29 protein-coding genes are annotated in these 24,798 nt (G+C 59.4%); 1 reads left to right on the top strand and 28 read right to left on the bottom strand.

The genetic code is table 11. The features are described 5' to 3' along the window. The 25 genes from nuoK to ACR0CG_RS12385 form a co-directional block, all read right to left on the bottom strand. Entirely contained in the window at positions 1-306 is a 306-nt protein-coding gene (nuoK, locus tag ACR0CG_RS12505; protein ID WP_005984024.1) for an NADH-quinone oxidoreductase subunit NuoK, read from the bottom strand. Positions 307-310: 4 nt separating this feature from the next. Beyond that, positions 311-913, bottom strand: coding sequence for an NADH-quinone oxidoreductase subunit J (locus ACR0CG_RS12500; protein ID WP_170558473.1), 603 nt, complete (start codon positions 911-913; stop codon positions 311-313). After that, positions 910-1,320 carry a carboxymuconolactone decarboxylase family protein gene (locus ACR0CG_RS12495; RefSeq protein WP_010442761.1) on the bottom strand — a complete coding sequence of 137 codons (411 nt, stop codon included), beginning with the start codon at positions 1,318-1,320 and terminating at the stop codon, positions 910-912. The genes ACR0CG_RS12500 and ACR0CG_RS12495 overlap by 4 nt, the downstream gene beginning before the upstream one ends. Next, positions 1,317-1,811 (bottom strand): NADH-quinone oxidoreductase subunit NuoI, encoded by a 495-nt coding sequence (nuoI, locus tag ACR0CG_RS12490; RefSeq protein ID WP_170615374.1) that lies wholly within the window; start codon positions 1,809-1,811, stop codon positions 1,317-1,319. The genes ACR0CG_RS12495 and nuoI overlap by 4 nt, the downstream gene beginning before the upstream one ends. 1 nt (position 1,812) lies before the next feature. Then, positions 1,813-2,850: an NADH-quinone oxidoreductase subunit NuoH gene (gene nuoH, locus ACR0CG_RS12485; protein WP_480525243.1), complete on the bottom strand. Its 1,038-nt coding sequence runs from the start codon at positions 2,848-2,850 to the stop codon at positions 1,813-1,815. A 204-nt stretch (positions 2,851-3,054) separates the two neighbouring features. Then, complete coding sequence (gene nuoG / locus ACR0CG_RS12480; protein WP_480525241.1) at positions 3,055-5,076, bottom strand: NADH-quinone oxidoreductase subunit NuoG; 2,022 nt, start codon at positions 5,074-5,076, stop codon at positions 3,055-3,057. Between the two features lie 3 nt (positions 5,077-5,079). Continuing rightward, entirely contained in the window at positions 5,080-5,412 is a 333-nt protein-coding gene (locus tag ACR0CG_RS12475) for a DUF5333 domain-containing protein (RefSeq protein ID WP_480525239.1), read from the bottom strand. Between the two features lie 170 nt (positions 5,413-5,582). After that, on the bottom strand, positions 5,583-5,972 hold the full coding sequence (locus ACR0CG_RS12470) for a hypothetical protein (protein ID WP_480489563.1): 390 nt from the start codon (positions 5,970-5,972) through the stop codon (positions 5,583-5,585). Beyond that, entirely contained in the window at positions 5,972-6,388 is a 417-nt protein-coding gene (locus ACR0CG_RS12465) for an MAPEG family protein (RefSeq protein WP_170806545.1), read from the bottom strand. The genes ACR0CG_RS12470 and ACR0CG_RS12465 overlap by 1 nt, the downstream gene beginning before the upstream one ends. A 5-nt stretch (positions 6,389-6,393) precedes the next feature. Further along, positions 6,394-7,692: an NADH-quinone oxidoreductase subunit NuoF gene (gene nuoF, locus ACR0CG_RS12460; protein ID WP_321254057.1), complete on the bottom strand. Its 1,299-nt coding sequence runs from the start codon at positions 7,690-7,692 to the stop codon at positions 6,394-6,396. Positions 7,693-7,704: 12 nt separating this feature from the next. Then, positions 7,705-7,926 (bottom strand): DUF5337 domain-containing protein, encoded by a 222-nt coding sequence (locus ACR0CG_RS12455; RefSeq protein WP_170806546.1) that lies wholly within the window; start codon positions 7,924-7,926, stop codon positions 7,705-7,707. Between the two features lie 32 nt (positions 7,927-7,958). Further along, on the bottom strand, positions 7,959-9,056 hold the full coding sequence (gene nuoE / locus ACR0CG_RS12450) for an NADH-quinone oxidoreductase subunit NuoE (RefSeq protein ID WP_480525237.1): 1,098 nt from the start codon (positions 9,054-9,056) through the stop codon (positions 7,959-7,961). Continuing rightward, a complete protein-coding gene (locus tag ACR0CG_RS12445) occupies positions 9,056-9,667 on the bottom strand; it encodes a hypothetical protein (protein ID WP_480525236.1) in 612 nt (203 codons plus the stop codon). The genes nuoE and ACR0CG_RS12445 overlap by 1 nt, the downstream gene beginning before the upstream one ends. Next, positions 9,664-10,887, bottom strand: coding sequence for an NADH-quinone oxidoreductase subunit D (locus ACR0CG_RS12440; RefSeq protein WP_170806549.1), 1,224 nt, complete (start codon positions 10,885-10,887; stop codon positions 9,664-9,666). The genes ACR0CG_RS12445 and ACR0CG_RS12440 overlap by 4 nt, the downstream gene beginning before the upstream one ends. Further along, positions 10,887-11,012 (bottom strand): hypothetical protein, encoded by a 126-nt coding sequence (locus ACR0CG_RS12435; protein WP_475159136.1) that lies wholly within the window; start codon positions 11,010-11,012, stop codon positions 10,887-10,889. The genes ACR0CG_RS12440 and ACR0CG_RS12435 overlap by 1 nt, the downstream gene beginning before the upstream one ends. Before the next feature lies 1 nt (position 11,013). Then, positions 11,014-11,187, bottom strand: a complete 174-nt coding sequence (locus tag ACR0CG_RS12430) for a hypothetical protein (RefSeq protein WP_170615358.1) — start codon at positions 11,185-11,187, stop codon at positions 11,014-11,016. 2 nt (positions 11,188-11,189) lie between these two features. Continuing rightward, complete coding sequence (locus ACR0CG_RS12425; protein WP_480525233.1) at positions 11,190-11,792, bottom strand: NADH-quinone oxidoreductase subunit C; 603 nt, start codon at positions 11,790-11,792, stop codon at positions 11,190-11,192. 11 nt (positions 11,793-11,803) lie between these two features. Continuing rightward, positions 11,804-12,337 carry a NuoB/complex I 20 kDa subunit family protein gene (locus ACR0CG_RS12420; RefSeq protein ID WP_480525231.1) on the bottom strand — a complete coding sequence of 178 codons (534 nt, stop codon included), beginning with the start codon at positions 12,335-12,337 and terminating at the stop codon, positions 11,804-11,806. Beyond that, positions 12,328-12,693, bottom strand: a complete 366-nt coding sequence (locus tag ACR0CG_RS12415) for an NADH-quinone oxidoreductase subunit A (RefSeq protein ID WP_170615352.1) — start codon at positions 12,691-12,693, stop codon at positions 12,328-12,330. The genes ACR0CG_RS12420 and ACR0CG_RS12415 overlap by 10 nt, the downstream gene beginning before the upstream one ends. 186 nt (positions 12,694-12,879) lie before the next feature. Then, on the bottom strand, positions 12,880-13,668 hold the full coding sequence (locus ACR0CG_RS12410) for a crotonase/enoyl-CoA hydratase family protein (RefSeq protein WP_480525229.1): 789 nt from the start codon (positions 13,666-13,668) through the stop codon (positions 12,880-12,882). Beyond that, a complete protein-coding gene (locus ACR0CG_RS12405) occupies positions 13,661-14,191 on the bottom strand; it encodes a P-loop nucleotide/nucleoside kinase family protein (RefSeq protein ID WP_480525228.1) in 531 nt (176 codons plus the stop codon). Before ACR0CG_RS12405 ends, ACR0CG_RS12410 begins: the two co-directional genes overlap by 8 nt. Continuing rightward, the gene (locus ACR0CG_RS12400; protein ID WP_480525226.1) at positions 14,192-15,046 is read right to left on the bottom strand and encodes a hydroxymethylglutaryl-CoA lyase; all 855 of its coding nucleotides are present in this window, start codon (positions 15,044-15,046) and stop codon (positions 14,192-14,194) included. 79 nt (positions 15,047-15,125) lie between these two features. Beyond that, entirely contained in the window at positions 15,126-17,057 is a 1,932-nt protein-coding gene (locus ACR0CG_RS12395) for an acetyl/propionyl/methylcrotonyl-CoA carboxylase subunit alpha (RefSeq protein ID WP_480525224.1), read from the bottom strand. Between the two features lie 78 nt (positions 17,058-17,135). Next, entirely contained in the window at positions 17,136-18,740 is a 1,605-nt protein-coding gene (locus tag ACR0CG_RS12390; protein WP_480525222.1) for a carboxyl transferase domain-containing protein, read from the bottom strand. 379 nt (positions 18,741-19,119) lie between these two features. After that, positions 19,120-20,646, bottom strand: a complete 1,527-nt coding sequence (locus tag ACR0CG_RS12385; protein ID WP_480525220.1) for an AMP-binding protein — start codon at positions 20,644-20,646, stop codon at positions 19,120-19,122. A gap of 136 nt (positions 20,647-20,782) precedes the next feature. Here ACR0CG_RS12385 and ACR0CG_RS12380 point away from each other — a divergent pair, with 136 nt between their 5' ends. Then, positions 20,783-21,385 (top strand): OmpW/AlkL family protein, encoded by a 603-nt coding sequence (locus ACR0CG_RS12380; protein WP_480525218.1) that lies wholly within the window; start codon positions 20,783-20,785, stop codon positions 21,383-21,385. Positions 21,386-21,436: 51 nt separating this feature from the next. Here the strand turns inward: ACR0CG_RS12380 and ACR0CG_RS12375 are convergent, their stop codons facing one another. From ACR0CG_RS12375 to ACR0CG_RS12365, 3 genes are all read right to left on the bottom strand, one after another. Then, entirely contained in the window at positions 21,437-22,600 is a 1,164-nt protein-coding gene (locus ACR0CG_RS12375; protein WP_480525216.1) for an isovaleryl-CoA dehydrogenase, read from the bottom strand. Between the two features lie 166 nt (positions 22,601-22,766). After that, the gene (locus ACR0CG_RS12370) at positions 22,767-23,966 is read right to left on the bottom strand and encodes a DegT/DnrJ/EryC1/StrS family aminotransferase (protein WP_480525214.1); all 1,200 of its coding nucleotides are present in this window, start codon (positions 23,964-23,966) and stop codon (positions 22,767-22,769) included. A gap of 39 nt (positions 23,967-24,005) precedes the next feature. Beyond that, positions 24,006-24,677, bottom strand: coding sequence for an HAD-IA family hydrolase (locus ACR0CG_RS12365; RefSeq protein ID WP_480525212.1), 672 nt, complete (start codon positions 24,675-24,677; stop codon positions 24,006-24,008). Positions 24,678-24,798: the final 121 nt, after the last annotated feature.

The following is a 24,798-nucleotide window of genomic DNA, read 5'->3' as shown; positions in this document are numbered from 1 at the left end:
TTACCCCTTCATCATATTGACGTCTTCAACCGCGATCGTGCCGCGGTTGCGGAAGAAGCAGACCAGAATGGCCAGCCCGATCGCCGCCTCGGCCGCCGCAACGGTCAGTACGAACAGCGTAAACACCTGCCCGACCAGATCGCCAAGGAAGCTGGAAAACGCCACGAGGTTTATATTCACCGCCAGCAGCATCAGTTCGATGCTCATCAGCAGGATGATGACGTTCTTACGGTTCAGGAAGAGACCGAAGATGCCGATGACGAAAAGCGTCGCCGCGACCGTAAGATAGTGTTCAAGTCCGATCATCGTCTTAAAGCCCCTGCCCCGGTTTCACGTCCTTCAACTCCATAGCCTTGGCCGGGTCGCGCATCATCTGGCCGACGATGTCCTGACGCTTGATGTCCTGACGGTGGCGCAGCGTCAGAACGATTGCACCGATCATCGCGACCAGCAGGATCAGGCCCGCCAGTTGGAACAGAAGGAAGTATTGATCGTAAAGAATGACGCCCAGCGCCTCGGTGTTATGGCGGTCCGTCGGGACCGGTTGCGCCAGATTGGCCTCAACGCCTTGCGCGCTGTCCCAGGCCCCGAACGCCATGACGAACTGCATCAGAATGACGAGACCGATCAGCAGGGCCAGCGGCATATAGCGCGCCATCTCGGCCTTCAGCTCGGCAAAGTCCACGTCCAGCATCATCACCACGAACAGGAACAAAACCGCGACCGCGCCGACATAGACGATGATCAACAGCATCGCGACGAACTCGGCCCCCAGCAGTACGAACAGCCCCGCCGAGGACAGGAAGGACAGGATCAGCCACAGCACCGAGTGCACCGGCTGGCGGCTGATCACCGTGAACAGCCCGCCGGTGATGGCGCTGATGGCAAACAGATAGAAGGCAAAGACGGTCATTGATCCTCATCCTCGTTATCGCCCATGACCTCTTGCGCCAGATCCAGCGCGCGGGTCATGGCCGGGATGCCGGCAAAGACCGACATCTGACCGATCGTTTCCACGATCTCTTGTTTCTTGGCGCCCGCTTCCAATGCGTGGCGTACGGTTTGGCGCACGGCCGAATCCGCCTGTGCGCCCTGACAGGTCAGACCGGCCAGCGTCAGCAGCAAGCGGGTTTTGGCATCCAGACCGTCCTTGTTGACGGTATTGCCGAACATCATCTCCATGACCTCTTTCGGCATGGTCGGCCAAAGCGCCTCGAACCCCTTGGGCGAGAAATTCTCCATCGCCGGGTTCATCGCCTTGGCCATGTCCTGAGCCTGCTTCATCATCAGCTCGAACGGATTTGTCGGGCTGTCGCTCATCTGTACGGCGCGTCCATTTCCAGATTGCGGGCAATCTCGGCTTCCCAGCGTTCACCGTTCGACAGGAGTTTTTCCTTGTCGTAGAACAGCTCTTCCCGAGTCTCTGTCGCGAATTCAAAGTTCGGGCCTTCGACGATGGCGTCGACCGGACAGGCCTCTTGGCAGAAACCGCAATAGATGCACTTGGTCATATCGATGTCATAGCGCGTGGTGCGGCGGCTGCCGTCTTCGCGCGGTTCGGCGTCGATGGTGATGGCTTGCGCCGGACAAATCGCCTCGCACAGTTTGCAGGCGATGCAGCGTTCTTCGCCATTCGGATAGCGGCGCAGAGCGTGTTCCCCCCGGAAACGTGGCGACAGAGGGCCCTTTTCATGCGGGTAGTTCAAGGTGGCCTTGGGCGCGAAGAAGTACTTCAGCCCCAGTTTCATACCGACCCAGAAATCCTGCAGCAGGAAATACTTGGCAGCGCGGGTGTAGTCGATGTTTGCCATATCAGCCTCCTACGCTCCAACGGGCGAATGCACCCCAGAACCAGTCGAATTTCGCCGCAAAAGCCACGAAGACCACCCAGGCCAGCGAGAACGGCAGGAACACTTTCCAGCCCAACCGCATCAGCTGGTCATAGCGGTAGCGGGGCGTGATCGCCTTGACCATTGCGAAGATGAAGAAGAAGAACGCCATCTTGGCGACCATCCACAACACGCCGTCCGGCAGGCCCGGGATCGGGGACAGCCAGCCGCCGAAGAACAGCAGCGAAGTCAGCGCGCACATCAGGAAGATGGCGATATATTCGCCCGCCATGAACAGCAGGAAGGGCGTGGCCGAGTATTCGACCTGGTAACCGGCAACCAGTTCCGACTCCGCTTCGGGCAGGTCGAACGGCGGTCGGTTGGTCTCGGCCAGCGCCGAGATGAAGAACAGGAACACCATCGGGAAATGCGGCAGCCAGTACCAGCTGAAGAAGCCGAACGAGCCGTCCTGCGCGCGGACGATGTCGCCGAAGTTCATCGACCCGGTCGAAATGATCACGCCAATGATGATCAGGCCGATCGACACCTCATAGGAAATCATCTGTGCCGCCGAGCGCAGCGAGCCGAGGAACGGGTACTTTGAGTTCGACGCCCAACCGCCCATGATCACGCCATAAACTTCCAATGAGGACACGGCGAAGACATAGAGGATTGCGACGTTGATATCCGACAACACCCAGCCATCGTTGAACGGGATCACCGCCCAGGCGATCATCGCCAAAACGAAAGAGGTCAGAGGTGCCAGCATAAAGACCGTGCGGTCGGCGCCGGCCGGGATCACAACCTCTTTGACCACATATTTCAGCGCATCCGCCACCGATTGCAAAATGCCATAGACGCCAACCACGTTGGGTCCGCGGCGCATCTGAACGGCCGCCCAGATCTTGCGGTCGCCATAAACAAGGAACAACAGCGAAATCATCACAAACGCAACGACTGCAAGCACTTGCGCCAGAATGATGATGGCTATTCCGCCTGGGGTGTTAAAGAAATCAGCCATTGGTCCTCACACCGTGGGTATTCCGTTTTCCGCGAACGATGCAAAGGCCACGTGCCTGCGCAAACTGCGGCTGGGTCGGCGCGTTGGTGTAAACAGCATCCGCCGCCCATGCGCCACCCTTAATCTTGGGTTTCACACACAAATCAGGCGCAGCGTACTGCCACCCGGCAGTCGCGTTTGCCTGCGATATGAAACAGCTCTGGCTCATTCCGCCGCGATCTTCTCGGCCTTGCGTGCCTGCGCCTGCGCCGAAAGCTCGGCCATCAGCTGCGAGGCCCGCGCAATCGGGTTGGTCAGGTAGAAATCCTTGACCGCGTTGCGGAAGGTCGCCGTGCCCAACGGGCCGGCATCCAGCGGCTGAACTTCATTTTCGGCCACCTGATCGATCTGGGCCAGGTGCGGAACCGCTTCAATCAGCGCGGTGCGCAGTTGCGCCAGCGAGTCGTAGGGCAAAGTTGCGCCCAACTCAGCCGACAAGGCCCGCAGGATCGCCCAGTTCTCTTTCGCCTCACCCGGCGCGAACCCGGCGCGCATGGCCAGTTGCGGGCGGCCTTCGGTGTTCACGAACAGGCCGTTTTCCTCGGTATAAGCGGCACCCGGCAGGATCACGTCAGCGCGATGCGCGCCGCGATCACCATGGCTGCCCTGATAGATCACGAAGGCGCCCTCACCGATCTCGATCTCGTCCGCGCCGAGATTGTAGATCACGTCCGCTGCTGAAACGGAATCCATGCCACTTTCGTTGGTCGCATCCACGTCCATCGCACCGACGCGCGAGGCGGCGGTATGAAGAACGATCAGACCGCTTTCCGTGTTTGCAGCAATTGTTTGTGCGGCGGCCAGAACGGCGGCGCCGTCCGCCTCTTGCAACGCACCTGGGCCAACAATGACCAGCGAGCGTTTGCCCTTGATCGTATCGTCGCCACCCAATTCCACGACCTTTTGCAGTGCCGCGCGGTCATCACCCACATGGTGATACTCATAAGTCAGGTCCACAGCGTGACCTACTAGTGCAACCTCGGCCCCGTGCGCCCAGGCCCTGCGGATCCGGGCGTTCAGAACCGGAGCCTCGTCACGCGGGTTTGTGCCGATCAGCAGAATGCGTTCGGCAGCGTCAATATCCTCGATCGCCGCAGTCCCGGCATAGGCGGCACGATTGCCGGCAGGCAGTTTGGCCCCGTCGGTGCGGCATTCAACAACACCACCCTGCCCTTCGATCATCTGTTTCAGCGCAAATGCAGCTTCAACCGGGGCAAGATCACCCACGATGCCCGCTGGTTTTTTGGCCCCTTTCAGTGCCTCGGCGGCCATGGTCAGCGCCTCAGACCATGAGGCAGGGCGCAGCTTGCCGTTCTCGCGCACGTAAGGCTTGTCCAAACGCTGACGGCGCAGGCCGTCCCAGACGAAGCGGGTCTTATCGCTGATCCATTCCTCGTTCACCGCGTCATGGTTGCGCGGCAGAAAGCGCATGACTTCACGGCCCTTGGTATCCACGCGGATGTTCGAACCCAATGCATCCATAACGTCGATGCTCTCGGTCTTGGTCAGCTCCCACGGCCGCGCAGTGAAGGCATAGGGCTTCGACGTCAGCGCCCCGACCGGGCACAGATCGATAATGTTGCCCTGCAGGTTCGAATTCAGCGTCTGGTTCAGGTACGACGTGATCTCGGCATCCTCACCACGCCCGGTCTGGCCCATCTGGGTGATCCCGGCGACTTCGGTGGTGAAGCGTACGCAGCGGGTACAACTGATGCAGCGCGTCATCGCGGTGCCGACCAGCGGTCCAAGATCCAGATCATCCACCGCCCGCTTGGCTTCCTTGAAGCGCGTGCCCGACAGACCATAAGCCATCGCCTGATCCTGTAGGTCGCACTCGCCACCCTGATCGCAGATCGGGCAATCCAGCGGGTGGTTGATCAGCAGGAACTCCATCACCCCTTCACGGGCCTTCTTGACCATGGGCGAGTTGGTCTTGACCACCGGCGGCTGTCCTTCCGGCCCCGGGCGCAGATCGCGCACCTGCATCGCGCAGGAGGCAGCCGGTTTCGGCGGGCCGCCAACAACCTCGACCAGACACATCCGGCAGTTTCCGGCAATCGACAGGCGCTCATGATAGCAGAAGCGCGGCACTTCGACTCCGGCCTGTTCACAGGCCTGGATCAGGGTCATCGCACCATCGACTTCGATATCCTGCCCGTCGATATTGATCTTGCGGAGGTCAGACATTCTCTAGTTCGCCCTCAAATACACGCCAATGGCGCTGTTTCTTTCGATTTCCGTCTGCCCCAGTGAGCAGAAGGACTTGGGGTTGTCATAAGACACACCGTTCTGGGCCAGATACGCCTCGCCCTTGGCGCGCATCCGGTCCTTTTCGGAATCCGAGGCCACATAGGCGCGGATTTCCTGATCCGAGTACCCCAGTTTGTTCGCTTTGGATCGCAATCCCCACATCACTCCGATCGCTTTCATCCGGCGCCCGCTGATCGACGGGCACTGTTCCGAAATCTCGTTTGCGATGGCGATGTAGTAGAGTTCATTGTCGATCTCTTTGACATCCCTCAAAGGCGGCTTGGCCTCTGCCATTATCGGGAAGGTTAATACTGAAATCAGAGCAACTGCCTTCGCGCCGGGCGTGATCCTCCCGTTCGGTTTGGAAGGTCCACAACGAAGTTTTCTCCGGGCGCTATGCAATAGCTGCCCGGTCAATCCGCCGCGATATGCAAAACCCTGCTTCATGGTCTCTGGCAGGTTCCTGCAAATGTCAGTTTGTCATCCGCGATGCGCAGATTCTGGGGTTCCGTATCAGGTCCGACTTTCCAGGCGATTCTGGACGATCCGAAGTTCTGAATACAGAACTTGGTGCCTTCATAACGGCCGGCTTCGAGCGCGCCGTCCAACGACGCGGAAACACCTTTCACGGTCACGGTGAACTCGGCCGGCATGGCCTTTTTGTTTACCGCTTTCGCCTTGGCCCGGAAGGATTTGCCATCGAACGTGACCCGGTCATCCGGAGGTTTGACAAGGCCGCATGCCGTCACAAGCGACAAAGCCGCAACCGCCACTGTCAGCATCGATGCAGCCCTTGGCTTGCGGGTCGTATTTTCGCGTGCACCTGTCGACATCAGAACGCCGCCACCAATGCCATGAGACCGGTAAGGAACATGCAGGCCCATGCCACGACGTACAGCACGGATCGCAAACCGCTGTTGGGTTTGCCGACGCCGCGAATATGGACGAACAACATGACCAGTCTGGCAACCAACGCCACCGATGCGAAAAGGTTGACCCAGAACGGGCTTACACCCATCAAAATTGCGGCCACTGTAACAGCCAGAAACGCTGGCAGCGTCTCGGTACCATTCAGATAGGCCCGGTTCAGGCGGTAAGCCTTGTCCGAATAATCCTGATCCGGTGTCGCCCCCGGAGCCAGCCCTTTTCCCTGTTTGGCCAGCGCGGTGAACGGTGACAGAAACAGAACAACCAGGGTGAAAATCACCAATGCGGCGATTGCGTGGGAATATTCGGCATAGATTTCCATTGAGTTCACTCCGCAGCCATCGCACCCATGCGGCCCGATTTCTGAGCCTTGATGCGATCCTCGATTTCTTCACGGAAGTTGCGGATCAGGCCCTGGATCGGCCAGGCCGCCGCGTCGCCAAGGGCGCAGATCGTGTGGCCTTCGACCTGTTTGGTCACGTCGAACAGCATATCGATCTCTTCCAGTTCCGCCTCGCCTCGGACCAGGCGGTCCATGACGCGCATCATCCAGCCGGTACCTTCGCGGCAAGGCGTGCACTGACCGCAGCTTTCGTGCTTGTAAAACTTCGACAGACGCCAGATCGCCTTGATGATGTCGGTGGACTTGTCCATCACGATTACGGCCGCCGTGCCCAGGCCAGATCCCAGATCGTTGCGCAGGTGATCGAAATCCATGATCGCATCGCGCATGTTCTCACCGCGCACACAGGGAACGGACGAACCGCCCGGGATCACCGCCAGAAGATTGTCCCAACCGCCGCGAATACCACCGCAATGGGTTTCGATCAGCTGTTCGAACGGGATCGACATGGCCTCTTCAACCACGCAGGGGTTGTTCACATGGCCAGAGATCGCAAACAGCTTGGTGCCCGCGTTGTTCTGGCGGCCGAAGCCCGCGAACCAGTCGGCCCCACGGCGCAGTATCGTCGGCACCACAGCAATCGATTCCACGTTGTTCACCGTGGTCGGACAGCCGTAAAGACCCGCACCTGCCGGGAACGGAGGTTTCATCCGCGGCATACCCTTCTTGCCCTCAAGGCTTTCGATCAGGGCGGTTTCCTCGCCGCAGATATAGGCGCCGGCACCGTGATGCAGGAACAGGTCGAAATCCCAGCCCGAACCAGCGGCGTTCTTTCCCAGCAAGCCAGCGTCATAGGCCTCATCAATCGCCGCCTGCAGCGCCTCACGCTCGCGGATATATTCACCACGCAGGTAGATGTAGCAGGTGTGCGCGTTCATTGCGAAGGACGCGATCAGGCAGCCTTCGATCAGTGTATGCGGATCGTGGCGCATGATCTCGCGGTCCTTGCATGTGCCGGGCTCGGATTCATCCGCATTCACAACCAGATAGGCCGGGCGCCCATCGCTTTCCTTTGGCATGAACGACCATTTCAGACCGGTCGGAAAGCCCGCACCACCACGACCACGCAGGCCTGAGTCCTTCATGGTCTGGATGATCCAGTCGCGCCCCTTTTCGATCAGGCCAGCGGTGCCGTCCCAATGCCCCCGGGCCTGCGCGCCTTTCAGCGTGCGCTCATGCATCCCGTAGATGTTGGTAAAGATCCTGTCCTGATCCTTCAGCATCATTCGTTACCTTCAGCTGTCCTGACGCATGCGCCAGAGTTGAAAAATGTTCACGCCCGCATAGATGAATGCCGCCAACGCGGCAAAGTCAAACAGCAGCGCGTGTCGCGCCGTCAATCCCAACGCGGGGCCGACAAACAAGTTCATCGCAAGCCAAATCGTCATCGTCACTGCGATGACGATACCGATATGTCGGCCCTTTCGGGCTATGGCCTGTTCTTTGTCCTTGTCCATCACACATTGATGCCCCGGATGGGCACCGGCTATCACTCTTCGTATGTGCCGTCTTTCTTGGCACGTTTCGCAAACTCGGTTTCTTCACCAGCGGCCAGCTTGCCCGCCTGCTCGATCCAGCCATCCCGTTCGATCCGGCCCTTGAACTTCAAACGCGCGTCGACCCAAGCCACCTGATCAGGCGTCCAGGCGGCGATCTGGTCAAAGTGGTAGAGTCCCAGCTCGTTCAGCGTTTGCTCCAGCTTCGGCCCAACGCCTTTCAGCAGCTTGAGATCATCTGCCTTGCCATCCCGCGCAGCCGACAGCGTTTCAGGCGCATTTTCCTTGGCCTTCGCCTCAGCCGCCTGTTTCACTGCAGGTTTAGCCGGCGCAGGTGCTTTGGGAGGCATCGGAGCCGCCTTGGTCGCGGCAGCCTTGCCATCCTTGCCCAGCCAGGGCGTCAGGGTCGGCATTTCGGTTCCGTCGATCCGCTTGACCGTATCACCCAGATCCGTCGCCAATGCGACGCTGGCGTTATACTGCGTTCTGCCACTGTCATACTCGGTCAGACTGGTCAGGCCTTTCAGCGGTTCCGCCGCATAGCGCCCGTTCTGCGGACCCGGCGTCGGAACCTTGCCCGCCGCCAGATCGTCAATGATCTGGCCAAAGCTCTCGGCGGTCAGATCCTCATAGTAATCCTTGCCGATCTGCGCCATCGGAGCATTGGTGCAGGAGCCGAGGCATTCGACCTCTTCCCAGCTCAGCTTGCCATCGGCGGACAGTTCATGCGGCTTGGCGGCGATCTTTTCTTTGCAGACCGCAATCAGATCCTCGGCCCCGCAGATCATGCACGACGTCGTGCCGCAGACCTGGATATGCGCAACAGATCCAACCGGTTGCAGCTGGAACATGAAGTAGAAAGACGCAACCTCAAGCACGCGGATATAGGCCATTCCCAGCATGTCGGCGACGGATTCAATCGCCGGGCGGCTCAGCCAGCCCTCTTGTTCCTGCGCACGCCACAGCAGCGGGATGACCGCGCTGGCCTGACGCCCCTCGGGGTATTTTGTGATCTGCGCTTCGGCCCATTGCTGGTTCGCAGCAGTGAAGGCAAAGCTTTCGGGTTGTTCGGGGTAAAGACGGCGGAGCACTATTCCAGAACCTTCAGTTTGCTATCGGGTTTGTATTGCAGGCCCTCAACGGGGACAAACGCCGGCGGACTCATGAACAAGGCCGAACCAATAGTTTGCCAGGCTTCTCGAGGTGTGGCGCCGGAATTTTCCAACAACTTGCGCAACTCATGGCTGTCGTAACGGCCTGGATTTTCGATCACTAGATTGAAAGCGCGCTCGTCCAGTTCTTGGCGTCGCGAGAACAGCAAGTCCTGCGTGAGATAGTTTCGCGCCACAGCAGGCACAAGATAATTGCCTTCAGTGTCACGGACGATTGAGTTTTTGGCCGCCAGACCAATCAACCCGCGCCTCACGCTATCTTGTTTAGCAGCACTTGTGCTGACGGACTTGTCACTACCAGAGGCAAAGTACGCAGATTGTACTTCCGAGACTATTTCTTCGAACTTGATTCCATCAACACCCGCATCAACAACAACACGGTAGATCTCGGTCTCTTGCCACCCCTGATCCAACGCGCTTTGCCTGATTTGAACATCCTTGTAATAGCTGAATGCAAAGCCGATGAACGCCATCAAACCCGAGAGAGCGGCTATCGCCTTTAGAGCCTCGTAGAATTTAGACCACGTCACCGGTCAATCTCCCCGAACACCACGTCCATGGTCCCGATAATCGCGGCAACGTCGGCCAGTTGGTGACCTTTGGCAACGTGGTCCATGGCTTGCAGATGCAGGAACCCCGGTGCGCGCAGTTTGGCGCGGTAGGGTTTGTTGGTGCCATCGGCGACCAGATAGACGCCGAACTCACCCTTGGGGGCTTCGACTGCAGCGTAGACCTCACCGGCGGGGACGTGGAAACCTTCGGTATACAGTTTGAAGTGATGGATCAGGCTCTCCATCGAGGTCTTCATGTCCGAGCGTTTCGGCGGGGTGATCTTGCCGCGCGCCAGAACATCGCCGGGGCAATCACGGATTTTCGAGATGGCCTGACGGATGATGTGCAGCGACTGGCGCATCTCTTCCATGCGGCAGAGATAACGGTCATAGCAGTCGCCGTTCTTGCCAACGGGGATCTGGAATTCGAACTCGTCATAGCACTCATAGGGCTGCGCGCGGCGCAGGTCCCAAGCGAGGCCCGATCCGCGCACCATCACGCCCGAAAAGCCGTATTTCTGGATGTCATCCTCGGTCACAACACCAATATCGGCGTTGCGCTGTTTGAAGATGCGGTTTTCGGTCAGCAGGCCATCAATGTCATCGAGAACTGAGGGGAACTCATGGCTCCACGCCTCGATATCGTCCAGCAATTCCGGCGGCAGATCCTGATGTACACCGCCGGGGCGGAAATAGGCGGCGTGCAGGCGGGCCCCGCAGGCGCGCTCATAAAACACCATCAGCTTTTCGCGCTCTTCAAAGCCCCACAGCGGCGGGGTCAGCGCGCCAACATCCATTGCCTGCGTGGTCACGTTCAGCAGGTGGTTCAGGATGCGCCCGATCTCGGAATACAGAACCCGGATAAGCGAGCCGCGACGTGGCACTTCCACACCGGTCAGCTTTTCGATGGCCAGACACCAGGCGTGCTCCTGGTTCATCGGGGCCACATAGTCCAGACGGTCGAAATACGGTAGGTTCTGCAGATACGTCCGGCTTTCCATCAGCTTTTCTGTGCCACGGTGCAGCAGGCCGATATGCGGGTCGCAGCGTTCGACGATCTCGCCGTCGAGCTCAAGCACCAAACGCAAAACCCCGTGAGCCGCAGGGTGTTGCGGGCCGAAGTTGATGTTGAAGTTGCGGATCTTTTGTTCTCCGCTCAGCGCGTCCGTGCTGCCGTCATCGTATCTTGAGCCGTCCATCAACGCCCTCGTTTCTTCTTTTTCGCCTCAGCCCGGACCCGGACCTTTTCGGCTTCGGCCGCTTTCGCCGCGGCCCCTGCAAGCAAGACGCCCAAGGCGCCCAAAACGATCAGTTCGCCCATCATGTCAGCGTCGCTCCATCTCTTGCAGCTTCATGGCCATCATCCACAAAAGGACAATGACCACTGGCGAAATCACGCAAGCAAACGCCCAGTTCTTGTTGATCCCGAAATGCGGCAACAGCTTGGTCATCGGAATGACCGTTGCAACCACCACGATAATCCAGATCAAGAACTCCATGATTACGTCTCCTGTTTTTCGTCCCCTGGCAGAATGTAGTTCGCACCTTCCCATGGGGACATGAAATCGAATTGACGATATTCCTGAACCAGCGACACGGGTTCGTAGACCACGCGCTTCTGCGCCTCGTCGTACCGTACCTCGGTATAGCCGGTGGTCGGAAAATCCTTGCGCAGCGGATAGCCGCGGAAGCCATAGTCGGTCAGGATACGCCGCAGGTCCGGGTGGCCCGAGAACAGGATGCCGAACATGTCGAACACCTCGCGCTCGAACCAATTGGCCGAGGGGTGAACGCCCACGATCGAGGGCACCATGTCTTCCTCGCGGATCGAGACCCGCAGGCGGATGCGCTGATTCTGGTACATCGACAGGAAGTGGTACACCACGTCGAAGCGCTTGGCCCGTTCCGGGTAGTCCACACCGGTGATGTCCACCAACGTCGAAAACTTGCAGTTCGGATCGGACGTCAGGAATTCGACAAATTCCACAAGGTTCGACGGGGCCACATCAACGTTCAGCTCGCCGTGGGTGACATCCCAGGACAAAACGCAATCGGCCCGCTTCAGTTCCAACTGTGCGCCGAGTTCTTTGAGTGCTTCGCTCATCAGCTCTCTCCTCAGCGTACGATGGTGCCGGTGCGGCGGATTTTGCGCTGCAACTGCATCAGACCGTAAAGCAGGGCCTCAGCCGTCGGAGGGCAGCCCGGTACGTAGATGTCCACAGGAACAATCCGGTCACAGCCGCGAACAACAGAATAGGAATAGTGATAGTACCCACCGCCATTGGCGCAGGACCCCATCGAGATAACGTAACGCGGTTCCGGCATCTGGTCATACACCTTGCGCAGCGCCGGTGCCATCTTGTTGGTCAGCGTCCCCGCGACGATCATCACGTCGGACTGACGCGGAGAGGCGCGCGGAGCAATGCCAAACCGTTCGGCATCGTAGCGCGGCATCGAGGTGTGCATCATCTCAACCGCGCAGCAGGCCAGACCGAATGTCATCCAGTGCAGCGACCCGGTACGCGCCCAGTTGATGATGTCTTCGCTCGAGGTCAGCAGGAAGCCCTTGTCCTGCAGCTCGGCATTCAGGGCCTGGGTGGCGACTTCCTTGTCGACGCCAGCGGTGTTTGAGCCCGTCATCACTCCCATTCCAGGGCCCCCTTCTTCCATTCATAGGCAAAGCCGATCGTCAGCACCGCCAAGAATACCATCATGGACCAGAAACCCACATCGCTAATGTCGCGGAAGCCCACGGCCCAGGGGAACAGGAAGGCGATTTCCAGATCGAAGATGATGAAGAGAATCGAGACCAGGTAGAATCGGACGTCGAATTTCATCCGCGCATCGTCGAAGGCATTGAAGCCACATTCATATGCGCTGACTTTTTCAGGATCAGGATTGCGAACAGCAAGCACCACAGCCGCAAGAATAAGGACTATTCCAAGGCCTACGGCGACGGCCAGAAACACCAGGATCGGGAGATACTCCCGCAACAGCTCTTCCACGAGTGGCTCCTTTCCTGCGCGTCCGGTCCCGGGCGCGCCGTCAATTGGCGTGTTGACTGGACATTCTCTATCCGCGCGGGGTCAGAGGGTCAACCAAGCACAGGCGGCGAATGCCGTATTAATCTGCATGCCTGACCCCGATACACCGCCCGGATTTCGCTTTATCCAACAAACGGGAAGATGCTGCTAAACCTTACTATTCCATGCAGGTTTTCGTTTCTCGAAGAACGCACTGATTCCCTCTTGCGCCTCTTGTGTTTCCCACCTTTGGACCAGGGCGTTGATCGTTTGATCAATCACGGCATCGTCGATTTTCGGGCCCAACGCCTGAACAAGGCTTTTGGCGGACGATACGGCCCCGGGCGCGCAGGACAGATAAGGTTCCACATGGGCTTCCACCGCGTCCTCCAAACCTTCGGCGGGCACAGTCTCAGCCAGCAGCCCAAGCTCCACCGCCTCGCTCGCATCAAAAAGGCGCGCGGACATAAAGACACGGCGCGCTCGCGCTTCGCCCATGCGAGCAACGACGTATGGCCCGATCGTTGCCGGGATCAGACCTAGGCGGGTTTCCGTCAGGCCCATCTTCAGGCTGTTCACACCGATCGCAATGTCGCAGACGGCCGCCATGCCCACACCGCCCCCGAACGCGTTGCCTTGCAAGGCGCCAATCAACGGCTTGGGCAGGGTATTCAGGGCGTTCAGCATTTCGGCCAGCTTGCGTGCTTCGGTGAACCGTGTGGCGGGATCCGCTGCCATCTGGTCCTGCATCCAACCAAGGTCGCCCCCGGCGCAAAAGCTCTTTCCTGCCCCGGTCAGAACAACCACGCGCACGTTTTCATCCTTGCCCAGCGCCGCTGCCGCGTTGGTCAGTTCCGAAATCATTTGCGCCGACATGGCGTTGTGCTTTTCGGGTCGGTTCAGGGTCAACCTGGCGACACCACGCTGATCAACTGCAATATCGATCGTTTCAAACATCGTTTTTCTCCTGTGGGTCTTCACGGATCGCAGCCGCCAACAAGGTCGCCGCCTCGGCCGGATCTGTCTGCGCTGTGTCGATCCTGATATCGGGATTTGGAAACGGGTCGTATCTGCGCATCTCAACAGCCTGCCAGGTCGGCGGTGACCAATTGCGCAACTCGACCACGCGCTTTTCGACACGTTTTCGATGTTCGGTCTTGTCTGAGCACCAGAATTCCACATCAAGATGCCGCGCCCGGGCTCTCTCCGAAACACTGCGCCAAGCGTTTCGCGTCAGGCTGATCGGGTTCACACAATCGGCTATCACATCAAACCCCTGCTGCAAGGCACCAGTGGCAACGGCTTGTGCTGCGGCATAGCCGCCATCTGCAAGATCATCGACCTTCATATGCGACGACTGCATGGCGGTTTCGATCTGATCAATCCAAAGCCACAACGCGCCTGTCCGCTCCGCAACCATTCGGGCAATTGTCGTTTTGCCAACACCCGGCAAACCTGACAGACACATCAAAACCGGCACTCAGGTGCCCCGCATCGAACGGGCCATCTCTGCCGCTTCTTGCAGGATCGCGGCGTCCAGACCCGTGTCATAGCCCAACCGTTCAAGATGCGCCGCAACCGCCTCGGTCGCCACGTTCCCCGCCGCCTCCGGCGCGTATGGGCAGCCGCCCAAACCGCCGACCGCCGTATCGAAGACACGCACCCCGAGTGCCAGAGCGGCATCGATATTATCCATCGCCCGGCCATTCGTGTCATGAAAATGCCCCGCCAATCTTGTGACCGGCACCTGCTCGCGAACAGCAAGGATCATGCGCGCGATCTTGTCGGGCGTGCCCTGCCCGATGGTATCGCCCAATGAAATCTCATAGCAGCCGTGCGAAAACAGCACATCTGCCACTTCGGCGACTTTCTCCGGCGCTGTCGGTCCGTCATAGGGGCAGTCGGTCACGCAGGAAATATACCCGCGCACCGGCAGGTCGATATGGCGCGCTTCCTCCAGAATCGGTTCGAACCGCGCGATGGATTCCGCAATAGACGCATTGATGTTTGCCTTCGAAAACCCTTCGGATGCCGACGCGAATATGGCGATTTCGTCAGCATGTGCGGCAATAGCATCCTCATAGCCGCGCATATTCGGCGTCAAGGCAGCGTAGCGGACGCCAGCCGCGCGGGTAATGCCTGCCAAAACCGCTGCACTGTCTGCCATTTGCGGCACCCATTTCGGTGATACAAAACTCGCAACTTCGATGCGATTGAAGCCGGCATCGCTCAGGCGATTCACCAGCGCCACTTTCTCGGCCACGGGGATCTGACGCTGTTCATTCTGCAGACCGTCCCGGGGCCCGACCTCAAAGATTTCGACTCTGTCACCCATTCCTGCGCCTCTCCTGTGTTGTTCCGATCAACGGCTGAACCTGCCCCGACAATGACATGCGATGCATCACAGGGATAGGCTACTCCTCTTCCAGCCGAACAAGCGCGGCGCCGGCTTCGACCTGCGATCCGGGAGCGGCCAGAACTTCGGCAACGATGCCGTCACGTGCGGCCAGCAAGGCGTGCTCCATTTTCATCGCTTCCAGAATGGCCAAGCGGTCGCCCTCCGATACGGACTGACCAGCCTCGGCGAACACGGCCTTGACCAGACCGGGCATGGGCGCCTCGATCACGTTTGTGTTGCCGGATGCTGTGGTATCGCGATCCAGCGGATCGATCAGTTCAAACGCGTGGCCGTAATCGTCAAAAACCGTGATAACGGCTCCGTTGATGGCAACGCGAGGCATGGGCTGACCGTCCAGACGCCAGAGGCCATCGCGCCGCCGTGCCTCGATCTGTTTCTGGTTTACATACCACAGTTGCCGGTCACGCCCATCGACCTGCACGTCCAGATCGATAACATCGCCCCGGTGCAGCAGGTGAACCGCACGACGCAGCGGCTCCCACAGCGTGAAACCGGTCTCGTGATCCGTGTTTACAAGGCCCAGGGCCGCCATAGCGGCGGCCACGGAATGTCCGGCAGAGGGTTCTGTTTCCGAAGTCAGCCCCGGCAACTCCCGGCCAATCAACCCCGTATCGACGTCTCCTGCTGCAAATCCTGCATGCCGTGTCAGCGCGCCCAGAAATGCAAGGTTCGTGACCGTTCCAGCGACCTCGGTTTGCTGCAACGCACGGTGCAATTGCTCCAGCGCCGCCGATCGGGTTGGTCCATGTACGATGACCTTGGCAATCATCGGATCGTACCACGGGCTGATTATGTCACCGGCACGCACACCACTGTCGGCGCGGCAATCATCTGGAAACCGAAGATGAGAAAGCTGTCCGGTCGCGGGCAGAAACCCTTTTGGTACGTCTTCGGCGTAAAGCCGCGCCTCGAAGGCATGCCCGCTGATCGACAGATCTTCTTGACCGGCGGGCAGCTTTTCCCCGGACGCGACCCGCAATTGCCATTCGACCAGATCAACGCCAGTGATCGCTTCTGTCACGGGATGTTCAACCTGCAACCGTGTGTTCATTTCCATGAACCAGAACCGGTCCGGGCGCAGCCCCTCCGAGGCATCTACAATGAACTCAACGGTCCCTGCGCCCTTGTAGCCGATCGCCTCGGCGGCCCGGACACCTGCCAGCCCCATCGCCTCGCGCATCTCGGACGTCATCCCCGGCGCTGGCGCTTCCTCGATGACCTTCTGATGGCGCCGCTGTAACGAGCAGTCCCTTTCGAACAAATGCACGGCATGGGTTCCGTCACCGAACACCTGCACTTCGATATGGCGGGGTTTGGCGACGAATTTCTCGACCAGAACCGCGTCATTGCCAAACGCCGTCCGCGCCTCGCTGCGCGCGCTGTCCAGCGCGGCGTCGAAATCCTGCGGCTTTTCGACCAGCCGCATGCCTTTGCCGCCGCCGCCGGCAACCGCTTTGATCAGAACCGGGTAGCCAATGGTATCCGCAGCCCCGGCAAGGTGTTCCGGGTCCTGGTTTTCGCCGTGATAGCCGGGAACAACCGGCACACCGGCCTCCTCCATCAGAACCTTCGCGGCATCCTTCAATCCCATCTTGCGGATCGCATCGGCGGACGGTCCTATGAACGTCAGACCGGCAGCTTCGACTGCATCCACGAAATCGGGGTTTTCGGACAAGAACCCATAGCCGGGATGGATCGCTTGCGCGCCGGTCTTTAACGCCGCCTCGATGATCACGTTCCCTTTAAGGTAGCTGTCAGCAGGGGCCGCGCCACCGATATGCACAGCCTCATCGGCCATCTGGACGTGCTTGGACCCGATATCGGCGTCCGAATAGACGGCAACGCAAGAAACCCCCAGCTTTTGCGCGGTTTCCATCACTCGACAGGCAATCTCACCCCGGTTGGCAATCAGAATTTTAGTGAACACAAGCCCAGTTCCTCTCTGAACAAAAATCCCTCGACGAAGGATTTCTTCCCAAGAATTTTCGCAGAAACTTCTCTGCCATCACATCCTGAACACGCCGAAACGCGTCTCCTCGATCGGGGCATTCAACGCAGCGCTCAGCGAGAGGGCCAGCACATCGCGGCTTTTGCGCGGGTCGATGATGCCGTCGTCCCACAACCGCGCCGAGGCATAGAGCGGATGCGACTGCTCCTCGAACATGTCCAGCGTGGGCCGCTTGAATTCCGCTTCTTCTTCAGCCGACCATGTGCCGCCCTGCCGTTCGATCCCGTCGCGCTTGACCGTGGCCAGAACACCCGCCGCCTGTTCGCCACCCATGACCGAGATGCGCGAGTTCGGCCAGGTCCAAAGGAAGCGTGGCTGGTAGGCGCGGCCCGCCATGCCATAGTTGCCTGCCCCGAACGAGCCACCGACAAGCATCGTGATCTTCGGCACCGAGGTCGTCGCGACGGCAGTCACCATCTTGGCCCCGTGCCGTGCGATGCCTTCGTTCTCGTATTTCCGCCCGACCATGAAGCCGGTGATGTTTTGCAGGAAAACCAGAGGGATTTTGCGTTGTGAACAGAGTTCAACGAAATGCGCACCCTTCTGGGCTGCCTCTGAAAACAGCACGCCGTTATTGGCGATGATCCCGACGGGGCAGCCTTTGACATGGGCGAACCCAGTCACCAGCGTTTCCCCGAACCGCGGTTTGAACTCGTCAAAGCGCGAGCCATCCACCAGCCGCGCGATTACCTCGCGGATGTCATAGGGCGTGCGCAGATCGGCGGGGACCACCCCCAGAATCTCTTCAGGATCATAAGCGGGGTCCTCCGGGTTCGCCCAATCCACGGTCTGCGGCTTGCGCAGGTTCAGCGATGCGACGGCCCGGCGCGCCAGCGCCAGCGCATGGGCATCATCCTCGGCCAAATAGTCGGCTACGCCGGACAGGCGGGTATGAACGTCACCACCGCCCAGATCCTCGGAACTGACCACCTCACCCGTTGCGGCCTTGACCAGAGGCGGTCCGGCCAGAAAGATTGTCCCCTGCTCTTTCACGATGATCGTTACGTCCGACATCGCAGGCACATAGGCGCCACCCGCCGTGCACGACCCCATGACCACCGCAATCTGAGGGATCCCCTTCGCGCTCATCCGCGCCTGATTGTAGAAGATGCGACCAAAGTGGTCGCGGTCGGGAAAGACCTCATCCTGATTGGGCAGGTTCGCGCCGCCACTGTCGACCAGATAGATGCAGGGCAGATGATTTTCCTCGGCGATCTCCTGCGCGCGAAGGTGTTTCTTGACCGTCATCGGGTAGTAGGTGCCGCCCTTCACGGTGGCGTCGTTACACACCACCATGACCTCGCGCCTCTGCACCCGGCCAATGCCCGCAATGGCCCCGGCAGACGGCGCGGCATCTCCGTACATCCCATGGGCCGCCGTTGCACCGATTTCAAGGAAAGGAGAGCCCGGATCGAGCAAGTTCGCCACCCGGCGGCGCGGCAGCATCTTCCCCCGAGATTCATGGCGTGCACGGGACTTTTCACCGCCCCCCATACGGGCCGCTTCCGCAGCAGCGGAGATTTGTGCCAATGCCTCGAGATGAGCAGCGCGGTTTTGTTTGAAGCCCTCGGAGGTGGGCATGGCTTTGGATGTGAGTTTCATACCTTGACCTCTAATTTCAGCATTTGATTACTCAGCGGCATTGCAACAAGGAACACATTAATCAGAAAGGGAATGAATTTGGCGACGCCCGATGAAACGAAAGGTGCCATTGACGTTATACTGTCTGCTAGCACGTCTAGTATTCCCTGCGAAATTAGGAAGAAAATCGGGACAAACATCAAGATAAGTGAAACCAAGAAAAAGCTCAGCGCGTTACCAAGCCTAACTCTTAGAATGCTGTTACATTTCGCGCATTTACCTGCGGGCATATGGCCTTCAACAATATCAACACTCCCCGCAAGCATCCAAGACACCCATAGCGGAAGCGGTTCACAACAATTCGGGCACTTTAGGCCAGCCAGTCGTCGAAAAAGCCCAATCAATTGTTTGTTTCCTCTGCAGCCAAGTGCTTCAACTCTTTCCGAATAACCTTCCCCGTCACCGTCATTGGCAATTCTTCCAAAAACGCCACCTCGCGCGGATAGGAGTAATGCGCCAGACGGTCTTTGACCCAATCCTGCAACTCGGCCCCCGACGCCTCGGCGCCGGGTTTCAGCACGACATAAGCCTTGACGATCTCGGTCCGCAGCGGGTCAGGCTTGCCGACTACGCCCACGGTCGCTACCGCCGGATGGGTCAGCAGGCAGTCTTCGATCTCGGCGGGGCCAATGCGGTAGCCAGCCGAAGTGATCACGTCATCTTCGCGGCCGACAAAACGCAGGTATTCCCCCTCCCACACGCCGCGGTCGCCAGTGATCAGCCAATCGCCGCGAAACTTCTCGGTCGTGGCCTGGGGCCGGTTCCAATACTCCAGCATCATTGAGGCAGACCCCTGCCTGATCGCTACGTCGCCTTCCTCGTCCGTCGGAACACCATACTCGTCAATCACCGCGACCTCATGCCCCGGCACCGGTTTGCCGATGCATCCGGGACGCACCGGATAGTCCTCGGCGCAGGAAGACACGACCATGTTGCATTCGGTCTGACCGTAGAATTCGTTGATGGTCAGGCCAAACGCCTTTTCCCCCCAGGCCAACATTTCCGCGCCCAAAGGCTCTCCTCCCGAGGCGACAGAGCGCAGGCCGGGAATGCTCTGATCTGCCGCTTTCAGCATCCGCAGCGCGGTCGGCGGGAAGAAGACGTTCCGTACTCCACCCCGCGAAATCACGTCGGCGCACCCTTCGGGCGAAAACTTCTCGAGCCGCGCGGCAACCACCGGAATTCCCAATGCCAACCCCGGCATCAACACGTCGAACAGTCCGCCAATCCAAGCCCAGTCCGCAGGTGTCCAAAGGCAATCACCGTCCCGCAGATGGTTGTGGCTGATCGACACGCCCGGCAGATGGCCGGTCAGCACCCGATGCCCGTGCAAAGCCCCTTTCGGAGTCCCTGTTGTACCAGACGTATAGATCAAAACCGCAGGGTCGTCGGGGCCCGTGTCGGCAAAAGGCACCGGATCACCTGGTTCTCCGATCTGGTGTGCCAGCAAAGGTTCGGCCAGATCGCCCAGCAGCGCGGCCCCTTCGGCGTCGGTCAGCACAATCCGCGCCCCGGAATCCCCGACTCGCGAAGACAGAGCATCGCGGCGGAACAGCTTGAACAGCGGCACTGAAATGGCACCGATTTTCCAGATTGCCAGATGTGCCGCAGCGCACCAGACAGACTGCCCCAGCAACACACCAACCCTGTCCCCGGTCCGCACCCTGCGCAACAGCGCCCGTGCCAAACCATCCGCCAGAGCGCTGAGTTCCCCGTATGTCACGGATGAGGGTTCTTCACCGGTCAGATCCAGCAACGCCAATTTGTCCGGGGCCTGCGCCAAGCACTGCCGGGCCATGTTCAATTGCGCCGGACAATCCCAGCTGTGATCGGCGCGCAAACCCGGTATGACCTCAGTGGGACGCATGGGTTTTTTCCATTGTTTTACTGCGCTTTACCGCCGCTACCTCATTTGGCATTTCGACACGGATTTGACTCAGATCAGAGTCCGCCAGCCTTTGATCCGGCACCACAGCCTTATCAACATAACCAAAGGCATGAATATGACCAAGAAACTCGCCGCTTTGACCTTGTCTACTGCACTGGTTGCGCTGGCCGCGCCGGCTTTTGCACAATCGCAAGGGGACTGGACCGTGGGTATCGGTGTCGGCTACCTCGACCCGAAATCCGACAATGGCACTCTGGCCACGCTGGATGCCGAAGTCGGGTCCAGCACCCGCCCGATCTTTACCGCCGAGTACTTCGTCCGCGACAATCTTGGTATCGAACTTCTGGCCGCAACCCCGTTCAGCCACACCATCACGCTGGGTGGCATTGATGCCGCCAGCACCAAGCAACTGCCGCCGACCCTGTCCTTGAACTATCACTTCCCGACCAACAGCGCCTGGAAGCCCTATGTTGGTGCCGGTCTGAACTACACGATCTTCTTTGACGAAAAGTCCGCCTTGGGCGATCTCGACATCGACAATTCCCTTGGCGTCTCGCTGCAGGCCGGCCTGGACTACATGGTCACCGAACAAGGCTCGGTGCGGCTGAACGTGCGCTGGTTCGACATCGACTCGGACGTCACGCTGGACGGCGCCAAAATCGGCAAAGCCGAAATCGATCCGTGGCTGGTCGGTGTGTCCTACGTCCATCGCTTCTGATCCGTTCGCAATCCCGCCCCGCTGGTCCACTGGCCTGCGGGGCGAATTATCTCAGAGCATCTTGTTCATCATTTCGCGCCCGATCAGCATCCGACGGATTTCGCTGGTCCCGGCACCAATCTCCATCAGCTTTGCATCCCGGAAGATGCGACTGACCGCAGCGTCGGACAGGAACCCGGCCCCGCCCATTGCCTGAACCGCCTGATGAGCCTGCGTCATGGCCTGCTCCGACGCATAGAGGCAGCAAGCCGCCGCGTCCTGACGGGTCACGTCGCCCCGGTCACAGGCCTTTGCGACCTCGTAGATATAAGCTCTGGCCGAGTTCATCGCGGTGTACATATCGGCGATCTTGCCCTGCATCAGCTGAAAGGTACCGATTGGTTTGCCAAACTGCTTGCGCTCGGCCAGATAAGGCATGACCTCATCCAGACAGGCCGCCATGATACCGGTTCCAATCCCCGCAAGAACGACGCGTTCGTAATCCAACCCGGACATCAGCACCGAAACGCCTTTGCCCTCCTCGCCCAGAACATTCTCGAAGGGCACTTCGACATCTTCGAAGATCAGTTCGGCGGTATTCGACCCGCGCATCCCCAGCTTGTCGAAATGGGGTGAGGTCGAAAACCCGGTCATCTCCTTTTCGATCAGAAAGGCGGTGATGCCCTTGGACCCTGCGTCCGGATCAGTCTTGGCGTAGACAACCAGCGTATCGGCATCCGGGCCGTTGGTGATCCAGTATTTGTTGCCATTCAGCCGATAATGATCGTTCCGTTTCTCGGCCCGCAGCTTCATCGACACTACATCGGATCCGGCCGAAGGTTCGGACATCGCCAACGCGCCGACATGCTCACCGGAAATCAGGCGTGGCAGGTATTTCTGTTTCTGCTCGGCGTTGCCGTTCAGCTTGATCTGGTTCACACACAGGTTCGAATGGGCGCCGTAAGACAAAGACACCGAAGCGGACGCGCGAGCGATTTCCTCGACCGCGACCGTGTGCGCCAGATAGGACATTCCGGCTCCGCCGTATTCCTCGGGTACGGTAATGCCCAGCAGGCCCAGTTCCCCCATTTCCGTCCACAGATCATTCGGAAACGCGTTCGAGGAATCGATCTCGGCGGCCATCGGTTTGACCCGCTCCTGCGCCCAGCGATGCACCATATCGCGCAGGGCATTCACATCTTCGCCCAGATCAAATTGCATTGTTGCGGTGAACATCCGGGGCCTCCCTTGCCGGTTTAATGAACAGTTGTTCAATAACGACATACCAGCTTGCATCCGGCCGGTCAACGTTACGGTTTCACGATCTGCCAAAACGAAAAAACCGCCGCCCGTTGGCAGGCGGCGGTTTCTTTGAGAAATCAAGCGTGCGCCGCAGGCGCACTCAATCGGATTGCGCCTGATAGACTGCACCGACTTCGGATCGGATAATCCGCGCAATGACGCGACAGTCTTCAAGCGAAAACGTCAAAGGCACCCGCATATCCATGATGCCGGCCAGGATACGGTCACTCGCTGGCATCCGGGTGCTTTCCGCATAGCGCCAGCTGTCATAGCGCGAGGTAAAACCGGCCGGTTCCGCCCCGCCAAACCACTTCAACTCCACCCCTCGCGCGGCACAGCGGGCAATGACCTCTGCGATGCGGTCAGGGGGCCAGTCCAGCAGCAGAAACTGGATCGAAGACCCGACATAGGTCTCGGCCTCCGGGCGTTCGACAATCGTCAACCCGGGCGTTTGGCGCAAACCTGCCTCAACTTCTCTGTAACGTTCGTTCCAGCGCTGCACCTGACGGTCGAGATCCCGCAGTTGCGGGCGCAGAATCGCGGCCCGCAGATTATCCATGCGGCCAGAAACGTTAGGCGTGGTGTATTTGATGCGCTCGAAAACCTCCGGCCCGGGGGCGGCCAGATGCCGTTCATACAGCATGTAGGATCCTGACAGCATCGTGGCCTTGGCGGCCAGTTCCTCATCATTGGTGATCAGCAGCCCGCCTTCACCGGAATTGACATGCTTGTAGGTCTGACAGGAATAGCACCCGATGGCGCCCTGACGGCCCGACAATTGCCCCCGCCATGCCGCGCCCATCGTGTGGGCGCAGTCCTCGATCACCGTGACACCCGCCGCATCACACATCTGCATCAGCCGGTCCATGTCGCACAGATGTCCGCGCATATGGCTTAGCATCAGAACGCGTGCCTGAACCAACTTTCCTTCCAGATCGTCCAGATCGATCGTCAGGCTTTCCGTCACCCCGACAAACACCGGGCGGGCACCGACCGAGGCGATTGACCCCGGCACCGGAGCCAGCGTGAAGGCATTCGTCAGAACCGGATCACCCGGCTGAACCCCGACGGCCCGTAAGGCGGTCGCCAGCGCATACCCCCCCGAGGACACGGCGAGACAGTATTTCGCGCCGGTCTGCGCGGCAAATTCCTGTTCCAGCAACGCAGTCTCGCTCAGTTCCCCGGGCACCACGTTATAGCGATGCAGCCGACCGTGCCGGAGGACGGCCAGTGCGGCTTCGATTGCGTCTTCGGGGATGGGTTCCTGCTGCGTGAAGCTGCCAGAGAATGTTTCGGTCATGTGCCAGTTCTGATCCTGCAAAAGGTTCCGGTCAAGAGCTTACGCCGTCACGCCGATCAGGTCATTCACGACGTCGGGCAGATCATTGAAATGATGCAGCAGGGCGTCCGGTTCCAACGCGGCCATATCTTCGCCGGAAGGCCCGAACGTCACCAGGACCGACGGCACCCCGGCGGCGCGTGCCGTGTTGTGGTCGGTATCCGAGTCCCCAATCAGAACGCACTGGTCGGGGTGCCCGCCAGCACGGCGCGCGGCCTCGCGCAGGGGTTCAGGATCGGGCTTTCGCACCGCCAGCGTATCGGCCCCAACCAGCGAGGCGAAACGATCCCGCACCCCAAGACGCGTCAAAAGCAGATCGGCCAGAGCCTCGGGTTTGTTGGTGCAGATACCCACACCGTACCCTGTGGTTTTCAACGTATCGACTGCCTCAAGCGCGCCGGGGTAGAATTTGGTGTGGATGTCAATGGCTTCCGAATAGGCCTCGAGCAGAATTGGATAACACGCCAGCACTGTTGCCTCGTCATACGCTCCGACCCGTTTCAGCCCGTGGCTCAGCATCATGCGTCCGCCACGCAAGGCAACACCGGCGTCCTGTTCCCGCGTCAGAACATCGCCGTGCCCCATTTCACGAAAACAATGATTTGCCGCCGCCAGTAAATCGCCTGAAGTATCCGCCAAAGTGCCGTCCAGATCGAAGATCACCGTACGCATTTTGCCTCCTTGCTCGGCAGAAACCCGCCATGAGATGTTGCAAACGGCAATCTAGTTTGATGGGCGAACCGCTTGCGCCTTTGAAACCAGCGGATAAAACGGACGACAACAAAACACAAAG

The organism is Ruegeria sp. AB8 (genome assembly GCF_056542605.1).
The sequence above is the reverse complement of the archived record's forward strand: the minus strand, read 5'-3'. Positions and strand labels throughout refer to the sequence as shown.

Excerpts from the sequence above, each read along its gene's own strand:
- ACR0CG_RS12375 (WP_480525216.1), bottom strand. The coding sequence starts at position 22,600 with ATGTTCACCGCAACAATGCAATTTGATCTGGGCGAAGATGTGAATGCC.
- ACR0CG_RS12390 (WP_480525222.1), bottom strand. The coding sequence starts at position 18,740 with ATGAAACTCACATCCAAAGCCATGCCCACCTCCGAGGGCTTCAAACAA.
- ACR0CG_RS12365 (WP_480525212.1), bottom strand. The coding sequence starts at position 24,677 with ATGCGTACGGTGATCTTCGATCTGGACGGCACTTTGGCGGATACTTCA.
- nuoI (WP_170615374.1), bottom strand. The coding sequence starts at position 1,811 with ATGGCAAACATCGACTACACCCGCGCTGCCAAGTATTTCCTGCTGCAG.
- nuoH (WP_480525243.1), bottom strand. The coding sequence starts at position 2,850 with ATGGCTGATTTCTTTAACACCCCAGGCGGAATAGCCATCATCATTCTG.
- ACR0CG_RS12435 (WP_475159136.1), bottom strand. The coding sequence starts at position 11,012 with ATGATGGGCGAACTGATCGTTTTGGGCGCCTTGGGCGTCTTGCTTGCA.
- ACR0CG_RS12410 (WP_480525229.1), bottom strand. The coding sequence starts at position 13,668 with ATGTTTGAAACGATCGATATTGCAGTTGATCAGCGTGGTGTCGCCAGG.
- ACR0CG_RS12455 (WP_170806546.1), bottom strand. The coding sequence starts at position 7,926 with ATGGACAAGGACAAAGAACAGGCCATAGCCCGAAAGGGCCGACATATC.
- ACR0CG_RS12440 (WP_170806549.1), bottom strand. The coding sequence starts at position 10,887 with ATGGACGGCTCAAGATACGATGACGGCAGCACGGACGCGCTGAGCGGA.
- nuoK (WP_005984024.1), bottom strand. The coding sequence starts at position 306 with ATGATCGGACTTGAACACTATCTTACGGTCGCGGCGACGCTTTTCGTC.
- ACR0CG_RS12400 (WP_480525226.1), bottom strand. The coding sequence starts at position 15,046 with ATGGGTGACAGAGTCGAAATCTTTGAGGTCGGGCCCCGGGACGGTCTG.
- ACR0CG_RS12470 (WP_480489563.1), bottom strand. The coding sequence starts at position 5,972 with ATGTCGACAGGTGCACGCGAAAATACGACCCGCAAGCCAAGGGCTGCA.
- nuoF (WP_321254057.1), bottom strand. The coding sequence starts at position 7,692 with ATGCTGAAGGATCAGGACAGGATCTTTACCAACATCTACGGGATGCAT.
- ACR0CG_RS12420 (WP_480525231.1), bottom strand. The coding sequence starts at position 12,337 with ATGGGAGTGATGACGGGCTCAAACACCGCTGGCGTCGACAAGGAAGTC.
- ACR0CG_RS12465 (WP_170806545.1), bottom strand. The coding sequence starts at position 6,388 with ATGGAAATCTATGCCGAATATTCCCACGCAATCGCCGCATTGGTGATT.
- nuoG (WP_480525241.1), bottom strand. The coding sequence starts at position 5,076 with ATGTCTGACCTCCGCAAGATCAATATCGACGGGCAGGATATCGAAGTC.
- ACR0CG_RS12380 (WP_480525218.1), top strand. The coding sequence starts at position 20,783 with ATGACCAAGAAACTCGCCGCTTTGACCTTGTCTACTGCACTGGTTGCG.
- ACR0CG_RS12370 (WP_480525214.1), bottom strand. The coding sequence starts at position 23,966 with ATGACCGAAACATTCTCTGGCAGCTTCACGCAGCAGGAACCCATCCCC.
- ACR0CG_RS12385 (WP_480525220.1), bottom strand. The coding sequence starts at position 20,646 with ATGCGTCCCACTGAGGTCATACCGGGTTTGCGCGCCGATCACAGCTGG.
- ACR0CG_RS12495 (WP_010442761.1), bottom strand. The coding sequence starts at position 1,320 with ATGAGCGACAGCCCGACAAATCCGTTCGAGCTGATGATGAAGCAGGCT.
- ACR0CG_RS12500 (WP_170558473.1), bottom strand. The coding sequence starts at position 913 with ATGACCGTCTTTGCCTTCTATCTGTTTGCCATCAGCGCCATCACCGGC.
- ACR0CG_RS12430 (WP_170615358.1), bottom strand. The coding sequence starts at position 11,187 with ATGGAGTTCTTGATCTGGATTATCGTGGTGGTTGCAACGGTCATTCCG.
- ACR0CG_RS12425 (WP_480525233.1), bottom strand. The coding sequence starts at position 11,792 with ATGAGCGAAGCACTCAAAGAACTCGGCGCACAGTTGGAACTGAAGCGG.